At 69.5% G+C, this 14,598-nt stretch carries 11 protein-coding genes; all 11 read left to right on the plus strand.

Annotated elements, in window-relative coordinates:
- The 11 genes from ACSVDD_RS23835 (at position 1) to ACSVDD_RS23885 (ending at position 13,807) form a co-directional block, all read left to right on the plus strand.
- Complete coding sequence (locus ACSVDD_RS23835; RefSeq protein WP_448191901.1) at positions 1 to 498, plus strand: hypothetical protein; 498 nt, start codon at positions 1 to 3, stop codon at positions 496 to 498.
- Positions 499 to 501: 3 nt separating this feature from the next.
- Positions 502 to 1,410: a capsid assembly protein gene (locus ACSVDD_RS23840; RefSeq protein ID WP_448191902.1), complete on the plus strand. Its 909-nt coding sequence runs from the start codon at positions 502 to 504 to the stop codon at positions 1,408 to 1,410.
- A gap of 161 nt (positions 1,411 to 1,571) precedes the next feature.
- On the plus strand, positions 1,572 to 2,429 hold the full coding sequence (locus tag ACSVDD_RS23845) for a phage capsid protein (protein ID WP_448191903.1): 858 nt from the start codon (positions 1,572 to 1,574) through the stop codon (positions 2,427 to 2,429).
- A gap of 15 nt (positions 2,430 to 2,444) precedes the next feature.
- Positions 2,445 to 2,693, plus strand: a complete 249-nt coding sequence (locus tag ACSVDD_RS23850; protein ID WP_448191904.1) for a hypothetical protein — start codon at positions 2,445 to 2,447, stop codon at positions 2,691 to 2,693.
- A 42-nt stretch (positions 2,694 to 2,735) separates the two neighbouring features.
- On the plus strand, positions 2,736 to 3,023 hold the full coding sequence (locus tag ACSVDD_RS23855; protein WP_448191905.1) for a hypothetical protein: 288 nt from the start codon (positions 2,736 to 2,738) through the stop codon (positions 3,021 to 3,023).
- A gap of 2 nt (positions 3,024 to 3,025) precedes the next feature.
- Positions 3,026 to 3,505 carry a hypothetical protein gene (locus ACSVDD_RS23860; RefSeq protein WP_448191906.1) on the plus strand — a complete coding sequence of 160 codons (480 nt, stop codon included), beginning with the start codon at positions 3,026 to 3,028 and terminating at the stop codon, positions 3,503 to 3,505.
- 59 nt (positions 3,506 to 3,564) lie between these two features.
- Complete coding sequence (locus ACSVDD_RS23865; RefSeq protein ID WP_448191907.1) at positions 3,565 to 4,134, plus strand: phage connector family protein; 570 nt, start codon at positions 3,565 to 3,567, stop codon at positions 4,132 to 4,134.
- Positions 4,134 to 6,287: a phage tail protein gene (locus ACSVDD_RS23870; RefSeq protein WP_448191908.1), complete on the plus strand. Its 2,154-nt coding sequence runs from the start codon at positions 4,134 to 4,136 to the stop codon at positions 6,285 to 6,287. The genes ACSVDD_RS23865 and ACSVDD_RS23870 overlap by 1 nt, the downstream gene beginning before the upstream one ends.
- A complete protein-coding gene (locus ACSVDD_RS23875) occupies positions 6,287 to 7,603 on the plus strand; it encodes a hypothetical protein (protein WP_448191909.1) in 1,317 nt (438 codons plus the stop codon). Before ACSVDD_RS23870 ends, ACSVDD_RS23875 begins: the two co-directional genes overlap by 1 nt.
- A gap of 1 nt (position 7,604) precedes the next feature.
- Positions 7,605 to 10,634 carry a lytic transglycosylase domain-containing protein gene (locus ACSVDD_RS23880; protein ID WP_448191910.1) on the plus strand — a complete coding sequence of 1,010 codons (3,030 nt, stop codon included), beginning with the start codon at positions 7,605 to 7,607 and terminating at the stop codon, positions 10,632 to 10,634.
- Positions 10,634 to 13,807, plus strand: a complete 3,174-nt coding sequence (locus ACSVDD_RS23885; protein ID WP_448191911.1) for a hypothetical protein — start codon at positions 10,634 to 10,636, stop codon at positions 13,805 to 13,807. Before ACSVDD_RS23880 ends, ACSVDD_RS23885 begins: the two co-directional genes overlap by 1 nt.
- Positions 13,808 to 14,598: the final 791 nt, after the last annotated feature.

Consider the following 14,598-nt stretch of genomic DNA (forward strand, 5'->3'; position numbering starts at 1 on the left):
ATGAGCGATTTCTCGAAGGAAGCCCGCCGCGAGCGGGCGCGCACGGCCGGTCTGGCGTCCGCCGCCAAGCGCAAGGCGGCCCAGGCCGCCGCGGTCCCCGAGGCCCCAAGCGCCCCGCCGGAGCCGTCCACCGACGACATCACCGCCCCGGTGGTCACCCGCCGGCCGGTGATGCACGACGCGCCCGTGCCCGAGCGCCCGGTCAGCTTCGGCTCGTCCGGCCGCGTGGCGCAGGCCAGCCTCGCCGACGCCATGGCGCCGCCGGAGATGCCGGACCTCGCCGCCGCGCTGGCCGAACCCGAGCGCCCGGCGGCCGAGATCGAGGAGGTCTTCGAGGTGCTCGGCACCGATGTCGGCGGCGGCTGCGTCTACTGCGCGGGCGACATCACCTGGACCCTCCAGGACGTGCGCCGCCTGCCCGGCCAGATCCCCGGCCCCGGCGACCAGCTCGTCCGCTACACGGGCGCCGCCCAAATCGAACTGAAGGTCAAGGAGTAGACCATGCGCGCGTTGAATTTCATGCTGCTGGCGACCGCCGTGCTGCACCAAGGCGAGGAGGGCGGCGGCGGTGCCCCCGCGGGCGGTGGGACGGCGGTGGCCGAGCGCCCGGTCGCCGACGCCCACGCCGGCGTGTCGGTGGCCGCCCCGGTGGAGAAGCCCGCCGCCGCCCCCGAGGTGGTGCGCCCCGACTACATCCCGGAGAAGTTCTGGGACGCCGAGAGACGAGCGCCGCGCGTCGAGGATCTCGGCAAGAGCTACGTGGAGCTGGAGCGCCGGCACCACATGCGCTCCGACGACCTGCGCAAGACGGTCGAGGAGGAGGTCAAGGGCGGGCTGTTCAAGGACCGTCCGGCCAGCGCCGACCAGTACGTGCTGGCGCCGCCCAAGGGCTTCCTGCCCGAGGGGTTGGAGTTCCAGGGCAACGCCGACGACCCGCTGTTCAAGACCTTCACCCAGATCGCCCACGCCCGCGGCTTGAGCCAGGACGAGTTCAGCCAGTGCGTCGGCGCCTACCTGGAAAGCCTCGCCATGCAGGTCCCCGACCCGGCGGCCGAGATCAAGGTGCTCGGCGCCAAGGCCAGGGAGCGCATCGACGGCACCAAGCTGTGGGCCGAGGCCAACATCCCCAAGGAGCACCTGACCTTCGTCGGTGCACAGATCGCCCAGACCGCCGCCGGCATCCAGTTCTTGGAGTGGATGAAGGAGCAGATGGGCGAGCCGCGCCTGGGCGACCTGTCGATCTCCGGCACCAGCCAGGGCGACGGCACGCTGTCGGCCGAGCAGCTCACCGCCATGCAGAGCGACCCGCGCTACTACGACCCGATGAAGCGCGACCCGGCCTTCGTCAACAGGATCGAGCAGGGTTGGAAGGTGCTGTCGCTGCGCCAGCAGAAGGGCGGCCGGCGCTGATCTGCCTGTGCATACGCCCCTGACGGGCTTGCGGGTATAGGTCGGGTTCATCAGGCAGATGGCCCGACCTTTCCGTTTCCGGCCCATGAGGACAACCGGAGCCAACGCAAGGAGCGGACGAACCGGACTGCGGATACCCCCTCTGTTCCTTGAGGACCGCAATGACGACGCCCTCCATCGACGACGCCTTCATCATGCAGTTCGGTGCGGATGTGAAGGTCGCCTACCAGCGCACCGGCTCGAAGGTCCGCGGCACCGTGCGCGCCCGCAACTTCGGCCCGGCCGAGAAGACCCGCTTCCAGCGCTACGGCAAGCGCGGCATGCCGACCACCAAGGCGCGCCACGCCGAGATCACCCCGCAGAACGCCCTGCACGACCACATCGACCTCACCATGGTCGATTACTACGACGGCGAGTACATCGACGCGCTCGACCTGCTGAAGACCAACATCGACGAGCGCCAGCTCTGCGCCCAGGCGCAGTCCTACGCGCATGGCCGCAAGACCGACGACATTCTGTTCACCGCCATGGGCGCCGCCGCGCTCACCAAGGGCACCCCCGGCGGCGGCTTGCTGAAGTACGCCTCGTCGGTGGCGCAGACCCTCAACACCGCCCTGGCGCTGGCGCTGATGGAGCAGTTCAACAGCGACGACGTGCCCGACGACGGCCGGCGCTTCTGGCAGACCTCGCCGGACATGTGGACCAAGCTGATGGGGCTCCAGGAGTTCACGCGGATGGAATACATCCCGCAGTCCGAGCTGCCCTTCCAGGGCGGCATGGTCGCCAAGCGCTGGCTGAACTTCGCCTGGATGCCGCACTCCGGCCTGCCGAAGAACGGCTCCTCGAAGACCCGCTCGTTCGTCTACCACTCCTCGGCGGTCGGCCACGGCATCCTCCAGGAGTTGAAGCCGGACATCACGTGGCAGGGCACCCGGCAGGCGTGGTTCATCGCCACCTCGATGTCCCAGGCCGCCGTCACCATCGACAACATCGGCGGCTACGAAGTCGTCATCGCTTGACCGGAGGGTACCGCCATGGCGTTCACCGCCGCGACGTTCCAGCGCATTGCCCACGGCAACGGCAACAGCGTGTTCTTCTACAAGACGGCCGACGCCATCGCGACGGTGATCGCGGCCGACTACTTCAACGCGTTCTCCGAGGTGCTGAACAACGGCGACACCATCATCGCCGTCACCTCCACGGGCGGCACCATCGCCGTGGACGTGCTGGTGGTCAGCTCGGCCACCGCCGCCGCCTCGGTGACCACGACCAACGGGACGTGACGAGGGGGCTTCGGCCCCTTCACCCCTTTCCTGGAGGACCCCGTGCAGCCTTTCCGCCCGACCGGCGCCACCATCGAGATCGCCGTCACCGCCGCCTCGCTCGCCACCCAGCTCGTCGGCGGTGCCGACAGCGTGCGCCTGGAGGCCCCGGCGTCAGGCTCGGTGCACGTCGGCTTCGGCAAGAGCGGCGACACCATCGCCTTCGCCACCAGCCTCGGCCTGCTGGCCGGCTCGGTCGAGGTGCTGGGTGTGCCGGCCGGCGCCACGCACATCCTCACCTTCGGCTCCGGCGCGGTGACCCTGCGCGTCACCCCCGGCGTGGGGGCGTAGCCATGATCCACGCAGTCTCGGGCGGCGGCGTGCTCCGTCTCGGCCAGTTCACCACCGCGGTCAGCAAGACCGACGCCGATGGCGTGGAAACCACGCTGCGCTCCATCGTCATCCCGGCCGGCACGGTCGGCGTCAACGACGCGCTGGAGCTGGTGTCGTTCTGGAGCTACCCGAACTCGGCGACCATCAAGTCGCTGCGGACCAAGGTCGGCGCGACCGTGCTGGCGCAGGCCGACCCGACCACCTCGGCCAGCTTCGTCAGCCACTCCTTCCTCTTCAACCGCAACGTCGTGAACAGCCAGGGCGGCGAGCGCGCCACCTCGACGGTGATCGGCGCGGGCGGCACCGCCTTCACCGCTTCGGCCATCGACTTCTCGGCGGCGCAGACCATCAACTTCGCGGCGCTGTGGGGCACGGCGGGCGCCGGCTCGAACAGCATCACCTTGGAGGGGTGCTGGGTGAACCTGCTGCGCGCGGGGTGAGCGTGCATTGAGGGGTCGCGCCCGCCGCCGCCATCCTCCGGTCAGACGCCGGAGGGGCCATGACCACCACGCCGATCTCAATCTGCCAAGCCGCGCTCACCCGCATCGGCGCCACGCCGCTGGCGTCGTTTACGGACGGCACCGCCGAGGCCGTCGTCGCCCAGGCCAACTACGACACCGTGAAGCGCGCCGTGCTGGCGCTCTACCCCTGGCGCTGCGCCATGGACACCCAGCTCCTCGGCCAGTTGCTCGACACCCCCTACCTGCCTTGGCTGAAGGCGTGGCAGCGCCCGTCCTCAGCGCTGAAGGTGTGGGCGGTGCGCGACTACGTGAGCGGCTTGCCGGTCACCTTCGACGTGCAGGGCTTGAAGATCCTCTCGTATGACGAGGCGGCGCTGCTGTGCGACTTCGGCTTCGACTGCGACGAAGCCTTCCTGGAGCCGCACGTCGTCGAAATGGTGACGCTGCGCATGGCTGCGGTGTTCGCCGCCGGGCTGGCCGACCGGGCGTCCATGGCGCAGACCTTCGAGATCATGGCGAAGGACTACTTCGCGCTCGCCAAGACCGCCGACGCGCAGGGCCGCACCGCCAACCGCGTGCAGGTCGGGCGCTGGAAGGGGGCGCGCTGATGCCGCGCGTCGAGGACACCAAGACCAACCTGACCAAGGGCGAGCTGGCGCCGCGGGCGCTGATGCGCTCCGACACCCGCGCCTACGGCGACGCCGTGGCGACCGCCACCAACGTGGCGCTGCTGGCGCACGGGGGAGGGCGGCGGCGGCCCGGCACCCGCTTTTTGGACGACCTGACGGCGCTGGGCACCCTGCGCCTGGAGACGTTCGCCTACGGCCCGAGCCAAGCCTACCTGTTCGTTTTCTACCACACGGGCCTGCGCGTCTACCTGACGGACGGCACGCTGGCGACGGCGCTGACCGGCCAGCCGTGGACCGCGGCGATGATCCCGCAGCTCTCGGTGACCCAGGCCGGCAACGTCATGCTGGTGTTCCACCCCGACTTGGCCCCGCGCGAGGTCCGTCGCACGGGAGCCACCAGCTTCACCTCGGCCGACGTGGTGTGGGGCTTCGGCGGCGCCACCGCCAACGCCGCCCCCAGCTACCGTCCGTTCCACCGCTTCTACGAAACCGAGAACATCACCCTCCAGCCTTCGGCCTACACCGGCTCGATCACCCTCACCGCCTCGTCCGGCATCTTCACCGCCGCCTGGGTCGGCAAGATCATCCGCTACGCCGGCACCGAAATCCTGCTGACCGGCTTCACCAGCGCCACGGTGATGAGCGGCACCTGCCGCGAGACGTTGGCGAAAGCCTACGACTACCCGGTGAGCGACAGCACCGCCTTCATCGTCGGCCAGCGGGTCCGCTCGACGGCCGGCGACGCCTTGGGCGTCATCACCGCCAAGCCGGACGCCACCCACCTCACGGTGCTGATGCTCGACCGCGCCCAGCAGTTTGAGTACGAGGCCGCCATCTTGCGCTATCTGGTGTCGGGCACCACCAGCTCGAAGCTGACCGCGGCGGGGGCGGCGGTGGGCACGCCGCCGGCCACCACCGAGTGGGACGAGCCGGCGTTCTCCACCGACCGCGGCTGGCCGGTGTGCGGCACCTTCCACGAGGACCGGCTGTTCCTGGGCGGCTCCAAGAGCCTGCCGAACCGCTACTGGTCGTCGGCAACCAGCGACTATTACAACTTCGACCCCGGCCTCGGCGAGGACGACGCCGGCTTCTCCTACGAGCTGACGCAGGCCAGCCAGATCCGCCATCTGGTCAGCCACCGGCATCTGGTGGTGCTGACCAACGGCGCCGAGTTCTACGCGCCGCAACTGGAAAGCCAGCCGTTGAGCGGCTCGACCATCTCGGTGCGCAAGCAGACCGAATACGGCGCCGCCTGGGTGCGCCCGGTGGTGTTCGACGGCGCCGTGCTGTTCATCCAGTTCTCCGGCACGGCGGTGCGCGAGTTCATCTTCACCGACACCGAGACGGCCTATTCCAGCCACCCCTTGAGCGTGATGTCGAGCCACCTGATCCGGTCGCCCGTGGACATGGACGTGCAGGTCGGTGCCGACACCAACGAGGAGCAGTACGCCTACGTCGTCAACGCGGACGGCACGCTGGCGGTGTTCCACGGGCTGAAGAAGGAGGAGATCGCCGGCTGGACGCCGTGGACCACGGACGGCGCCTTCAAGGCGGTGCGGGTGGTGGACGGCTTCGTCTTCCTGGCCGTCGAGCGCACCGTCAACGGCGCCGCGGTCACCTATCTGGAGCGCCTGGACCCCACCCTCACCCTGGACAGCGCGGCGGCGCTGGACGAGCCGACCACGGTGCCGGCGCTGGCGCATCTGCCGGGCAAGACGGTGCACGCGGTCCAGGGCCGCGCCTACTACGCCGCCTGGGCCACCGCCATCGACGGCGCCGTGCAGGACGGCCCGCTCGCCACCGCGCTGCCGGCCTGCGAGGTCGGCCTCGATTACCCGTTCAAGATCGTCACGCTGCCGCTGGTCAGCGTCCAGGGCGTCAACGTCGCCAACATCCCCAAGCGCATCCTCAAGTGCGCGGTGTGGATCGACGAGAGCGTCACCATCGACGTGCAGGGCCACCACCTCGCCGTCTACTCGGTCACCTCGGACCTGGGGGCGGTGCCCGACGCCAAGACCGGCGCCCACGAGTTCCGCCTGCTCGGCTGGACCAAGACCGCGCAGATCACCCTGACCCAGGCGTACCCGCTTCCGCTCACCGTGCTGGGCCTGCAACTGGAGGTTTCTTACTGATGCCACCCGTAGCCGCCGTGGTCGGCGTCGTCGCCAGCGTCGCCAGCGTCGCCGCCACCGTCAAGGGCATGCAGGCCCAGAAGCAGGCCGCACGCGCCGGGCAGGAGCAGGCGGAACAGGCCGCCGAGGACACCAAGGCGTACAACGCCGACCTCTTGGCGTCCATCGACAGCCAGCAGAAGCAGTCGGCGGACTTCCGGGAAAGCCAGTACCGGGACACCTACGACTACACGCTCAGCAAGGGCCTGCGCACGCTGGTCGCCGGGGCGCAGAACGGCTGGGACAAGCTGCAACTGACCCACGACCAGTTGCAGGGCGCGCTCGACCTGACCGCGGCGCAGCAGGGCGACGACCGGGCGCTGGCGCGGCTCAGCATAAGCGAGAAGGAGCAGCAGGCCGGCGCCGAGGTGGCGGCGCGCATCGGCTTCGCCGTCGAGGACGCCGGCAACCAGATGGGCGCGGCGGTCGAGAAGCACGCGCTGGCCGCCAAGGAGCTGGCGCTGCGCGATGACGCCGCGGTGGCGGACCACATCGGCAAACAGGCGTCGCGCGCCATGGAGCTGCGCTTCGGGGTCGGGCGCCTCGTCGCCACCGCGGCGGCGCGCGGCGTGGCGGGCGGGGCGGCCACCGCCGCCAAGGTGATGGCGAAGCAAGGCGCCATCCAGCAGGCCACCGACGACGCCCGGCTCAAGCTCGACCGCGGGCTGATGCAGGTCGCCGGGCTGACCGCCGACCTGGAGCGCTTCCGCACGCAAAAGGGCATCGAGATCGGGCTGGACCGCGAGATCCGCATGGGTCAGCTCCAGCTCGACGGGCTGCGCCGGCAGAACGACCTGGAGTACCTGTCGCTCACCCAGCGCCAGGACCAGGACTTCGCGCGGATGACCTACGACGCCAACCGGCAACTGGAGAGCGGCTACCTGGACTTCTCCAGCGGCATCAAGGCCGGCGTGCTCGACATGCAGACGCGCCTGGGCGACCTCGACTTCGAGCACGGCGTCCAGTCGGCGCAGCACGCCATGGAGGACGCCTTCCGCATGGAGAACGCGCAGATCGACGCCAAGAACAACGTCGCCGCCGCGGTGCACCGCAACGCCTACGCGCAGACCATGGGAAACATTCAGTCGTCGTCCGCGACATGGCAGGGCATGGCGGGCATCTCCAGCTCGCTGTGGACGGCCAGCGAGAATATCCCGAGGCTTTGGGCACAACTTCAGCCATCAACTCCGATCAGTTATGGGCCGTCCTACAGCGGCGGCGGCGTGATCGGCTCCAACGCCATCGGTGGCACCGGCAGGCTCGGGGGAGGGGTGTAAGATGGGCAGCGGGTTCTTCGCCGCCGCCGACCTGTTTCGCGGCATCTCGGCCGACGCGTTTCGCACCTACGGCCAGCAGCAGGTCACCCAGGCGCGCTTCGACGCCGCCAACGCCATCGCACGCGACGAGGACGGCTACATCAAGCCGGTGCGCCTCTACCAGCCGGGCAGCTACTACGGCGACGCCTTCAATCAGGCCGCCATCACGTCGTACGTGGCCGCCGCGCGCACCAGCGCGCACGAGCAGTTCCGTCTGGCGGCGGTGCGCAACAGCCGCGACCCGGAGACGTTCGACGCCTTCGTCAAGACCTGGATCGAGCGCCAGACCAGCGAGGCGCCGGCCGAGCTGCGCGGCGCGCTGAAGCTCGACCTCGCCGAGGTGGGCGGCCAGTTCAAGGCGTCGATCCTCTCCAACGTGCTCAAGGACCAGGACGCGCAGCGCCACGCCGCCTTGACCGGCGACGCCGAGAACCAGCTCCGCGACATGTACGGCTACTCGGTGGCCGGCGACGCCGCCGGGCTCGCCAAGGCGAGCCAGGAGGTGGAAAGCCTCGCCACGGCGCTGGAGGCGGCGCACGACTACAAGGGCGCGGTGGAGCTGCGCCAGCACGCCCAGCGCATCCAGCGCGTCGGCCCGATCATGGGCCGGGCGGACGCGCTGTGGCGCCAGCGCGAGGCGGGCGCGGCCGGGGAGGGGCCGCTCGACGGCTATCTGGCGCTGGTCGGGCAGGCCGAGAGCGGCGGCGACGGGACGGCCAAGAACCCGCACAGCTCGGCCACCGGGCTCTACCAGTTCATCGACAGCACGTGGCTCGATCAGGTCAAGCGCAACCATCCCGATCTGGCCGCCGGCAACTCGGACGGCGAGATCCTGGCGCTGCGCCAGGACAAGGCGATCCAGGGCCGCGTCATGCGCTCCTTCACGAGCGAGAACTACGACCTGCTGCGCCGCTCCGGCGTCGTCGGGGTCGGGCGCGGCGAGCTGTACCTCGCCCACTTCCTCGGCGCCGGGGGCGCGGCGGCGGCGCTGACCGCCGACCCTTCGACGCCGCTCGACCAGATCAAGCTGGGCAACGGCGAGCGCGCCGTCCCCGACAAGGCGATCAAGGCCAACAAGTTCCTCGCCGGCATGACGGCCGGCGACGTGCGCGCCTGGGCGGCCCGCAAGATGGGGGACACCGCCGCCGCCGCCACCCTGGAGGGCAAGTACGGCACGGGCGTGGACGTGCTGAGCGCGCTCTCGGCCGACATCCAGTCGAACCCGGCCAAGTACGGCTACAGCGAGCTGGAGGCCCGGCAGGCGGCCGGCATGGTGCAGAGCCACGCCGCCGTGCTCCAGGCCGCCAAGTCGGCCGAGGTGAACACCAAGACCGCCGATCTTGCCTTCAACTTCGGCAAGACGATGCAGGACTTCAAAAACCAGATCGACGCCATGGACAGCTTCGATCCGGTGAGCGATCCGGGGAAGTTCCGCGCCGCCGCGCTCGGCATCGCCGGCCGGTTCGGCAAGGACCCCGACAGCATCTCCACCGAACTCATCAACTACGCCCGCGCCAGCTTCGACAAGCGCAACACGCTGGCCGAGACGATCAAGGATCTGGCGGTGACCCGCTCGATGGGCGGACGCCCGCCGGCCAACGCCAAGACGCTGGAGGCGGTGGACTGGCTGACCAAGCGCGCCTACGGCCACGAGCTGTCGGTGTTCGACGGCAACGACCACACGGCGCTGGGCGACACCTTCAGCCAGCTCGGCCTGCTGCCGACCTATGCGGTGCGCCAGCTCCAGAACATCCACGCGCTGGCCGACGCGGGCGACGAGAAGCAGGTCGGTGCCCTGGAGAACGCCGTGGGCTTCGTGGAAAGGCTGGCCGGCGGCAAGGGCATGAGCTACGTCACCGAGCACTTCCCCGACCTGATCGGCAAGCCGGCCACCGACCGCATCGTCGAGCTGATGGGCGAGCGTGGCTCGTCGCTGATCCGCCACAACGAGCGGATGAACCTCGCGCGCTCCAACGTCGAGAACTGGCGGGCCGAGCGCTGGGCGCAGCTCGGCGACACCCCGGAGAAGCAGCAGGCCAAGCTGGGCGAGCTGGTCGCCAAGGAGACGGCGCCGGGCATGCTGGCACAGGCGGCGGCCTCGGCGCTGTCGCTGGGCGGCGACAACGCGCTGTCGCAGTGGCTCGCCCCGCGCACCGACGAACGCTTCCGCGAGCTGGTCACCAAGAACGCGCTCGCCAACGTGCCGGAGTTCACCAAGCCGGAAGCCGCGGTGGAGGCGGCGGCGGGCGAGGCCCGCAAGGTGTCGGCCTACTCGACTTATCTGCGCCGGCCCGGCGACGACCTGACGCCCAAGCTGCGCCCCTACGCCCCGGAGGCGTTCTACCCGGCCGACGTGTTCCGCGACGATCTGGTCGGCGCCGTCACCGCCAAACTGAACACGCTGCGCGTCAAGGAAGACAGTTGGGCCAAGGACATCGGCCAGTTGGCGGGCCTCGCCGCCGCCGCCGTCCAGCAGCCGGTGCTGAACGGCGACATCCTGTCGAAGTTGGCGGCCGGCGGCTTCGCGCCGATCAGCCGCGACCTCACCGAGCTGGACGTGAAGAAGATGCTGGCCGCCGGCCTGATCGAGCTTCAGGTGTCGCAAAAGCCCACGCCGTCGTCGAAGCCGGCGTATCGGGTGTTCCTCAACCACGAGGACCGCTACCTGCCGATCATCGACGCCTTCCGCCCCTCCGACCGCCCCGGCGCCGAGGTCGAGGCGGCCCGCGCCGGCACCGCCTGGGCGCGGCGCTTCGCCGAGGACACCGGGCTGAAGATCCCGGCCGTCGTCCCCGGCATGGCGATTGGCGTCTACAACGACCTGCTGACCCGCCTGGGCAGCGCGCTCGGCGACCCGCTGGAGCGCTCCCAGCGCGACCTGCACGATCTGACCGGGGCGGCCAGCGGCGCCTACCAGAAGCTCCGCAAGGAGAGCCCGCCGGCCGCGCCGTACGTGCCGGGGCCGCTTGAGATCGACAGGAACACCGACTGATGGCCGACGCGATCCCGACCGGCGTCCTCACCCCCGAGCCCATCGGCAACGACGACCCGGCGCCGAGCTTCGTCGAGCTGCTGGGCGCCGGGCTGCTGCGCGAGAGCCTGCCGGCGCGGCTGGCCTGGGAGTGGCAGCACCACAAGGGCTTCGAGAGTGACCCCGCCTACAACCCGCTCCGCGACGAGCGGCTCCAGAAGATCGGCGCCGACATCGAGGCGTTTGCCCACTCCGGCTCGGCGGACGAGACGACGTGGCTGTTGCAGAAGCGCCAGGAGGACAAGGACCGCCAGGAGATGCTGAACGACGCCGGCACCCGCGGCACGGTGGCGGCGATGATCGGCGCGCTGGTCAACCCCTCCAACGCCGTGCCGGTGCTGGCGTGGCAGAACCGGCTGAAGACCTCGGCGGCGGCGACCGGACTCTTGATGGGCGGCACCGCGGCGGCCGAGCAGGCGACGCTGGCCGGCATCGACAGCTCGCGTGGCGCGCAGGAGGCGGCGCTCAACACGCTGTTGTCCGGCGCGGTGGGGTACGCCATCGGCGGGCTCGCCAGCCGCTTCCACGGCCCGGCCCAGCGCATGACCAGGGCGATGGACGACTTCGAGGCGGCCCGCCCGCCGCCGCCCGAGGCCCCGCGGCCGATGGAGTTCGACGTGGAGACGGGCGCCGCCAAGCCCGCCGACCTCGGCAGCGTGGACTTCAACCGGCCGGGCGAGGCCGAGATGAACGCCGCCCGCAAGGCCCAGGTGGACGAGCTTCAGGGCATGGGGGCGGCCCAGGCGCCCGGCGCCCAGGTGCGCACCGACGCCGAGATCATGGCCGATCTGTCGCCCAAGCCGGCCTTCGGCCTGGAGCACCTGACGGTCAACCCGATGATGGGCCTGCTCAACTCCGGCCTGCGCGAGAGCAAGGAGCTGGTCGAGCAGATGGTCGAGATCCCGTTCTTTCTGCGTCAGGACGCCAAGGGCATCGCCCGGCAGACCTCCATCGAGGCGGCGATGCGGCCCTACCGCGCGGAGCTGGCCGACAGCCTGCGCGAGGCCACCAACCAGTGGCTCACGCTGCGCACCGGCAAGGGCGGCGCCGTGCTCGACCAGTTGAAGCTTCAGGCCACCGACCTCATCCGCCGCTCGTCGGGGATGGGCTACGACGACTTCATGGAGGCGGTCGGCAAGGCGATGCGCCGGGGCGACGTGAGCCCGGTCCCCGAGGTGGCGGCGACCGCCAAGCGCTTCCGACAGGTCATCGAGCGGATCGCCCAGGAGGCGGCCGACGTGGGCTCGTTCGAGGCGGTGCAGACGCAGCGCCGCGCCGTCGTGCGACTGCGCGACCGGCTTGGCGACAAGGCCGACCTGCCGCTGCCCAAGGACCCGGCGGTGGCCGGCTGGAGCGCCGACGAGGTGGCGCTGCGCGACCAGCTCGACACGGTGATGAAGGAGCTGCGCACGGTCGAGGGCAAGGTGCCGCTGGTCACCACCGCGGACAGCTACCTGCCGCGCGTGTGGCGCCACGACCGCATCAGCGAGCACCGCGCCGATCTGGAGGCGATCCTCGCCGACTGGTACAAGCGCACCAACGCCGGCCCCGGCGACCCGGCGGCGCGGGCCAGGGAGACGGTGGAAAAGCTGCTGCACGACCAGCCGTTCCAGCACCTCGACGACGCGGAAGTGACCGGCACCGCCATGAGCCTGCACGGGCGCGTCCTCGACATCCCCGACGAGCAGGTCGAGTTCTTCCTGGAGAGCAACGCCGAGGCGGTGCTGCGCCACCACGTGCGTACCATGTCGGCCGACATCGAGATCGTCCGCCACCAGAACCAGCGCTGGGACTTCGGCCTCTTGAACATGCACCACGACCGCCAAGCGGTCGAGGACGCCTGGAGGAGCCGCATCGACGCCTTCCGTGCTAACGGCGACGTGGAGGGCGCGGCTGAGGCGCGGCTCCAGATGAAGGCCGACCTGGAGCGCATTGTCGGCCTGCGCGACCGGCTGCGCGGCGCGGTGGGGCTGACGCAGGACCCGTGGGCGCTGTCGAGCCGCGCCGTCCGCCTCGCCAAGCAGACCGCCTCGATCCTCTACATGGGCGGCGCGGCGCTGACCGCGACTATCGACCTCATGCGCCCGGTGATGACCGAGGGCTTCGAGCGCACGCTAAAGACCGGCTTTGCGCCACTGTTCCGCGACGCCCGGCCGCTCATCATGCAGATGGCCCGGCGCGAAGCCGAGCTGGCCGGCACCGCGATGGACCTCACCATGGGCATCCGCGGCGCCATGCTGGTGGACACCGGGGATGTGTTCGGCCGCTACTCCGGCACCGAGGGGCTGGTGTCGAAGGTCGCCGACCTGACGTTCGTCGCCAACGGGCTGAGCTGGGTGGACCAGAGCGTGCGCACGGTGGCCTCGATGGTGATCGGCACCCGGCTCATCAAGGACGCCGAGAAGCTGGCGAAGGGCGGCCTGGACGGGGAGGGGGTCGAGAAGCTGGCCCGCGCCGGCATCGACTTACCCATGGCCGAGCGCATCGCCGCGATGACCGGGATGCACGCCGAGAGCGTGGACGGCGTGTGGATCGCCAACACCGCCAAGTGGCAGGACGCGGATGCGGCGGCGGCGTTCCGCCGGGCGCTGGGCGAGGACATCGACCGCACGGTGCCGCTGCGCGGGGTGGGCGACGTGCCGCTGTTCATGTCGCAGCCGTTGGGCAGCCTGTTGATGCTGTTCCGCGCCTTCGGCTTCTCGGGGCTGATGCGCACCACGCTGCCGGCCTTGCAGCAGCACGACCGCTCGGCCTTCGTCGGCATGGCGCTGATGGCCGGCATGGGCGGCGTCGTCAACGAGATCCGCGACGTGCTCAACGGTCACAAGGGCGAGCGGACGTTGAGCGAGCGGATCGGCCGGGCGGTGGACCGCTCCGGTGTGGCCGGCATCGTCGGCGACGTGGTGAACGCCGCCGACCGGGCGGCGACGCGCGGCCTGCCGGGCATGGTGGAGAGCGCCGGAGGCCCGGCGGCCAGCATGGGGCTCGATCTCGGCAAGGTGATGATCGACATGGCGAACCGCAACATGACGCCGCAGGGCGCCCACGCTGCGCGCCGGCTCTTGCCGTGGAACACCATGGTGTGGGCCGACAGCCTGTTCGACGCCGTGGAGAGCGGGATGCGTAGCAGATAGTGCATACGACACGATCTGTCTGGTCTGGCCAGTTGGGCAGATGGAGCTGTCTGAGCATGGCTGCATACGAGAATATGTTTGCAGCATGACAAACGGCTTCGATAAAATATGCACGCACAGCAACCTATTCGAGCGATATGGGTATTGATTAAGTCTCATGAGACATTGAGTAATCTGCTGAGCCGTGAAAAGATCTTGATTGCCGTGCGCCGACATTCGCAAAGGGTGGGCTCGCCGGCAAAAGCCGAGAGAAGCGTTGCGCCGAAGCTTGCAACAGCAAAGGGGTGTGCGCATCGTTACTCACATCTCAGGGAGAAACGCGATGAGAACTCTTCTAGCTCTGATGATATTGGGTTTATGTGTTGTTACAACCTCTGGGTCAAATGCTGCCAATGCTGAGCGTTTTGCAAAATACTGCTTCTTAAGTGAAGCTGGGCACGTCAGCGCAACTCTTGTTCCGGCATCCGCTAAGGTTTCAGATTGCAAGATAATAGCTCAAGCAGCGGCGCAATGGTTGGGTGCCCCTAATCCGCAGTATGCCCCCGCCTGCCAACAAGGGGGGCTCCTTATGGTTTTGCACCTCCAACCTTGGAACGGCCCGGATGCTAATACCGTTTCTTCGACATGGGAGGCTCGCGTTCCAGGACGACCCCAGGCTGATTACGACGACTGCGCCGCCGCATGGTATAACAGCTATTAGGCGATCAACGCGAAAAGCCGCTACCTTGCCCCTGCATTAACACTCGGAGACAGAAGTGCTGGACTGATGTCAGCGCTTCACATTTGCCACC

Source organism: Azospirillum terrae (assembly GCF_053470425.1).

Bases quoted from the DNA above. Each gene is read 5' to 3' on its own strand.
- ACSVDD_RS23875 (WP_448191909.1), top strand. From the start codon at position 6,287: ATGCCACCCGTAGCCGCCGTGGTCGGCGTCGTCGCCAGCGTCGCCAGC.
- ACSVDD_RS23880 (WP_448191910.1), top strand. From the start codon at position 7,605: ATGGGCAGCGGGTTCTTCGCCGCCGCCGACCTGTTTCGCGGCATCTCG.
- ACSVDD_RS23860 (WP_448191906.1), top strand. From the start codon at position 3,026: ATGATCCACGCAGTCTCGGGCGGCGGCGTGCTCCGTCTCGGCCAGTTC.
- ACSVDD_RS23835 (WP_448191901.1), top strand. From the start codon at position 1: ATGAGCGATTTCTCGAAGGAAGCCCGCCGCGAGCGGGCGCGCACGGCC.
- ACSVDD_RS23865 (WP_448191907.1), top strand. From the start codon at position 3,565: ATGACCACCACGCCGATCTCAATCTGCCAAGCCGCGCTCACCCGCATC.
- ACSVDD_RS23850 (WP_448191904.1), top strand. From the start codon at position 2,445: ATGGCGTTCACCGCCGCGACGTTCCAGCGCATTGCCCACGGCAACGGC.
- ACSVDD_RS23870 (WP_448191908.1), top strand. From the start codon at position 4,134: ATGCCGCGCGTCGAGGACACCAAGACCAACCTGACCAAGGGCGAGCTG.
- ACSVDD_RS23840 (WP_448191902.1), top strand. From the start codon at position 502: ATGCGCGCGTTGAATTTCATGCTGCTGGCGACCGCCGTGCTGCACCAA.
- ACSVDD_RS23845 (WP_448191903.1), top strand. From the start codon at position 1,572: ATGACGACGCCCTCCATCGACGACGCCTTCATCATGCAGTTCGGTGCG.
- ACSVDD_RS23885 (WP_448191911.1), top strand. From the start codon at position 10,634: ATGGCCGACGCGATCCCGACCGGCGTCCTCACCCCCGAGCCCATCGGC.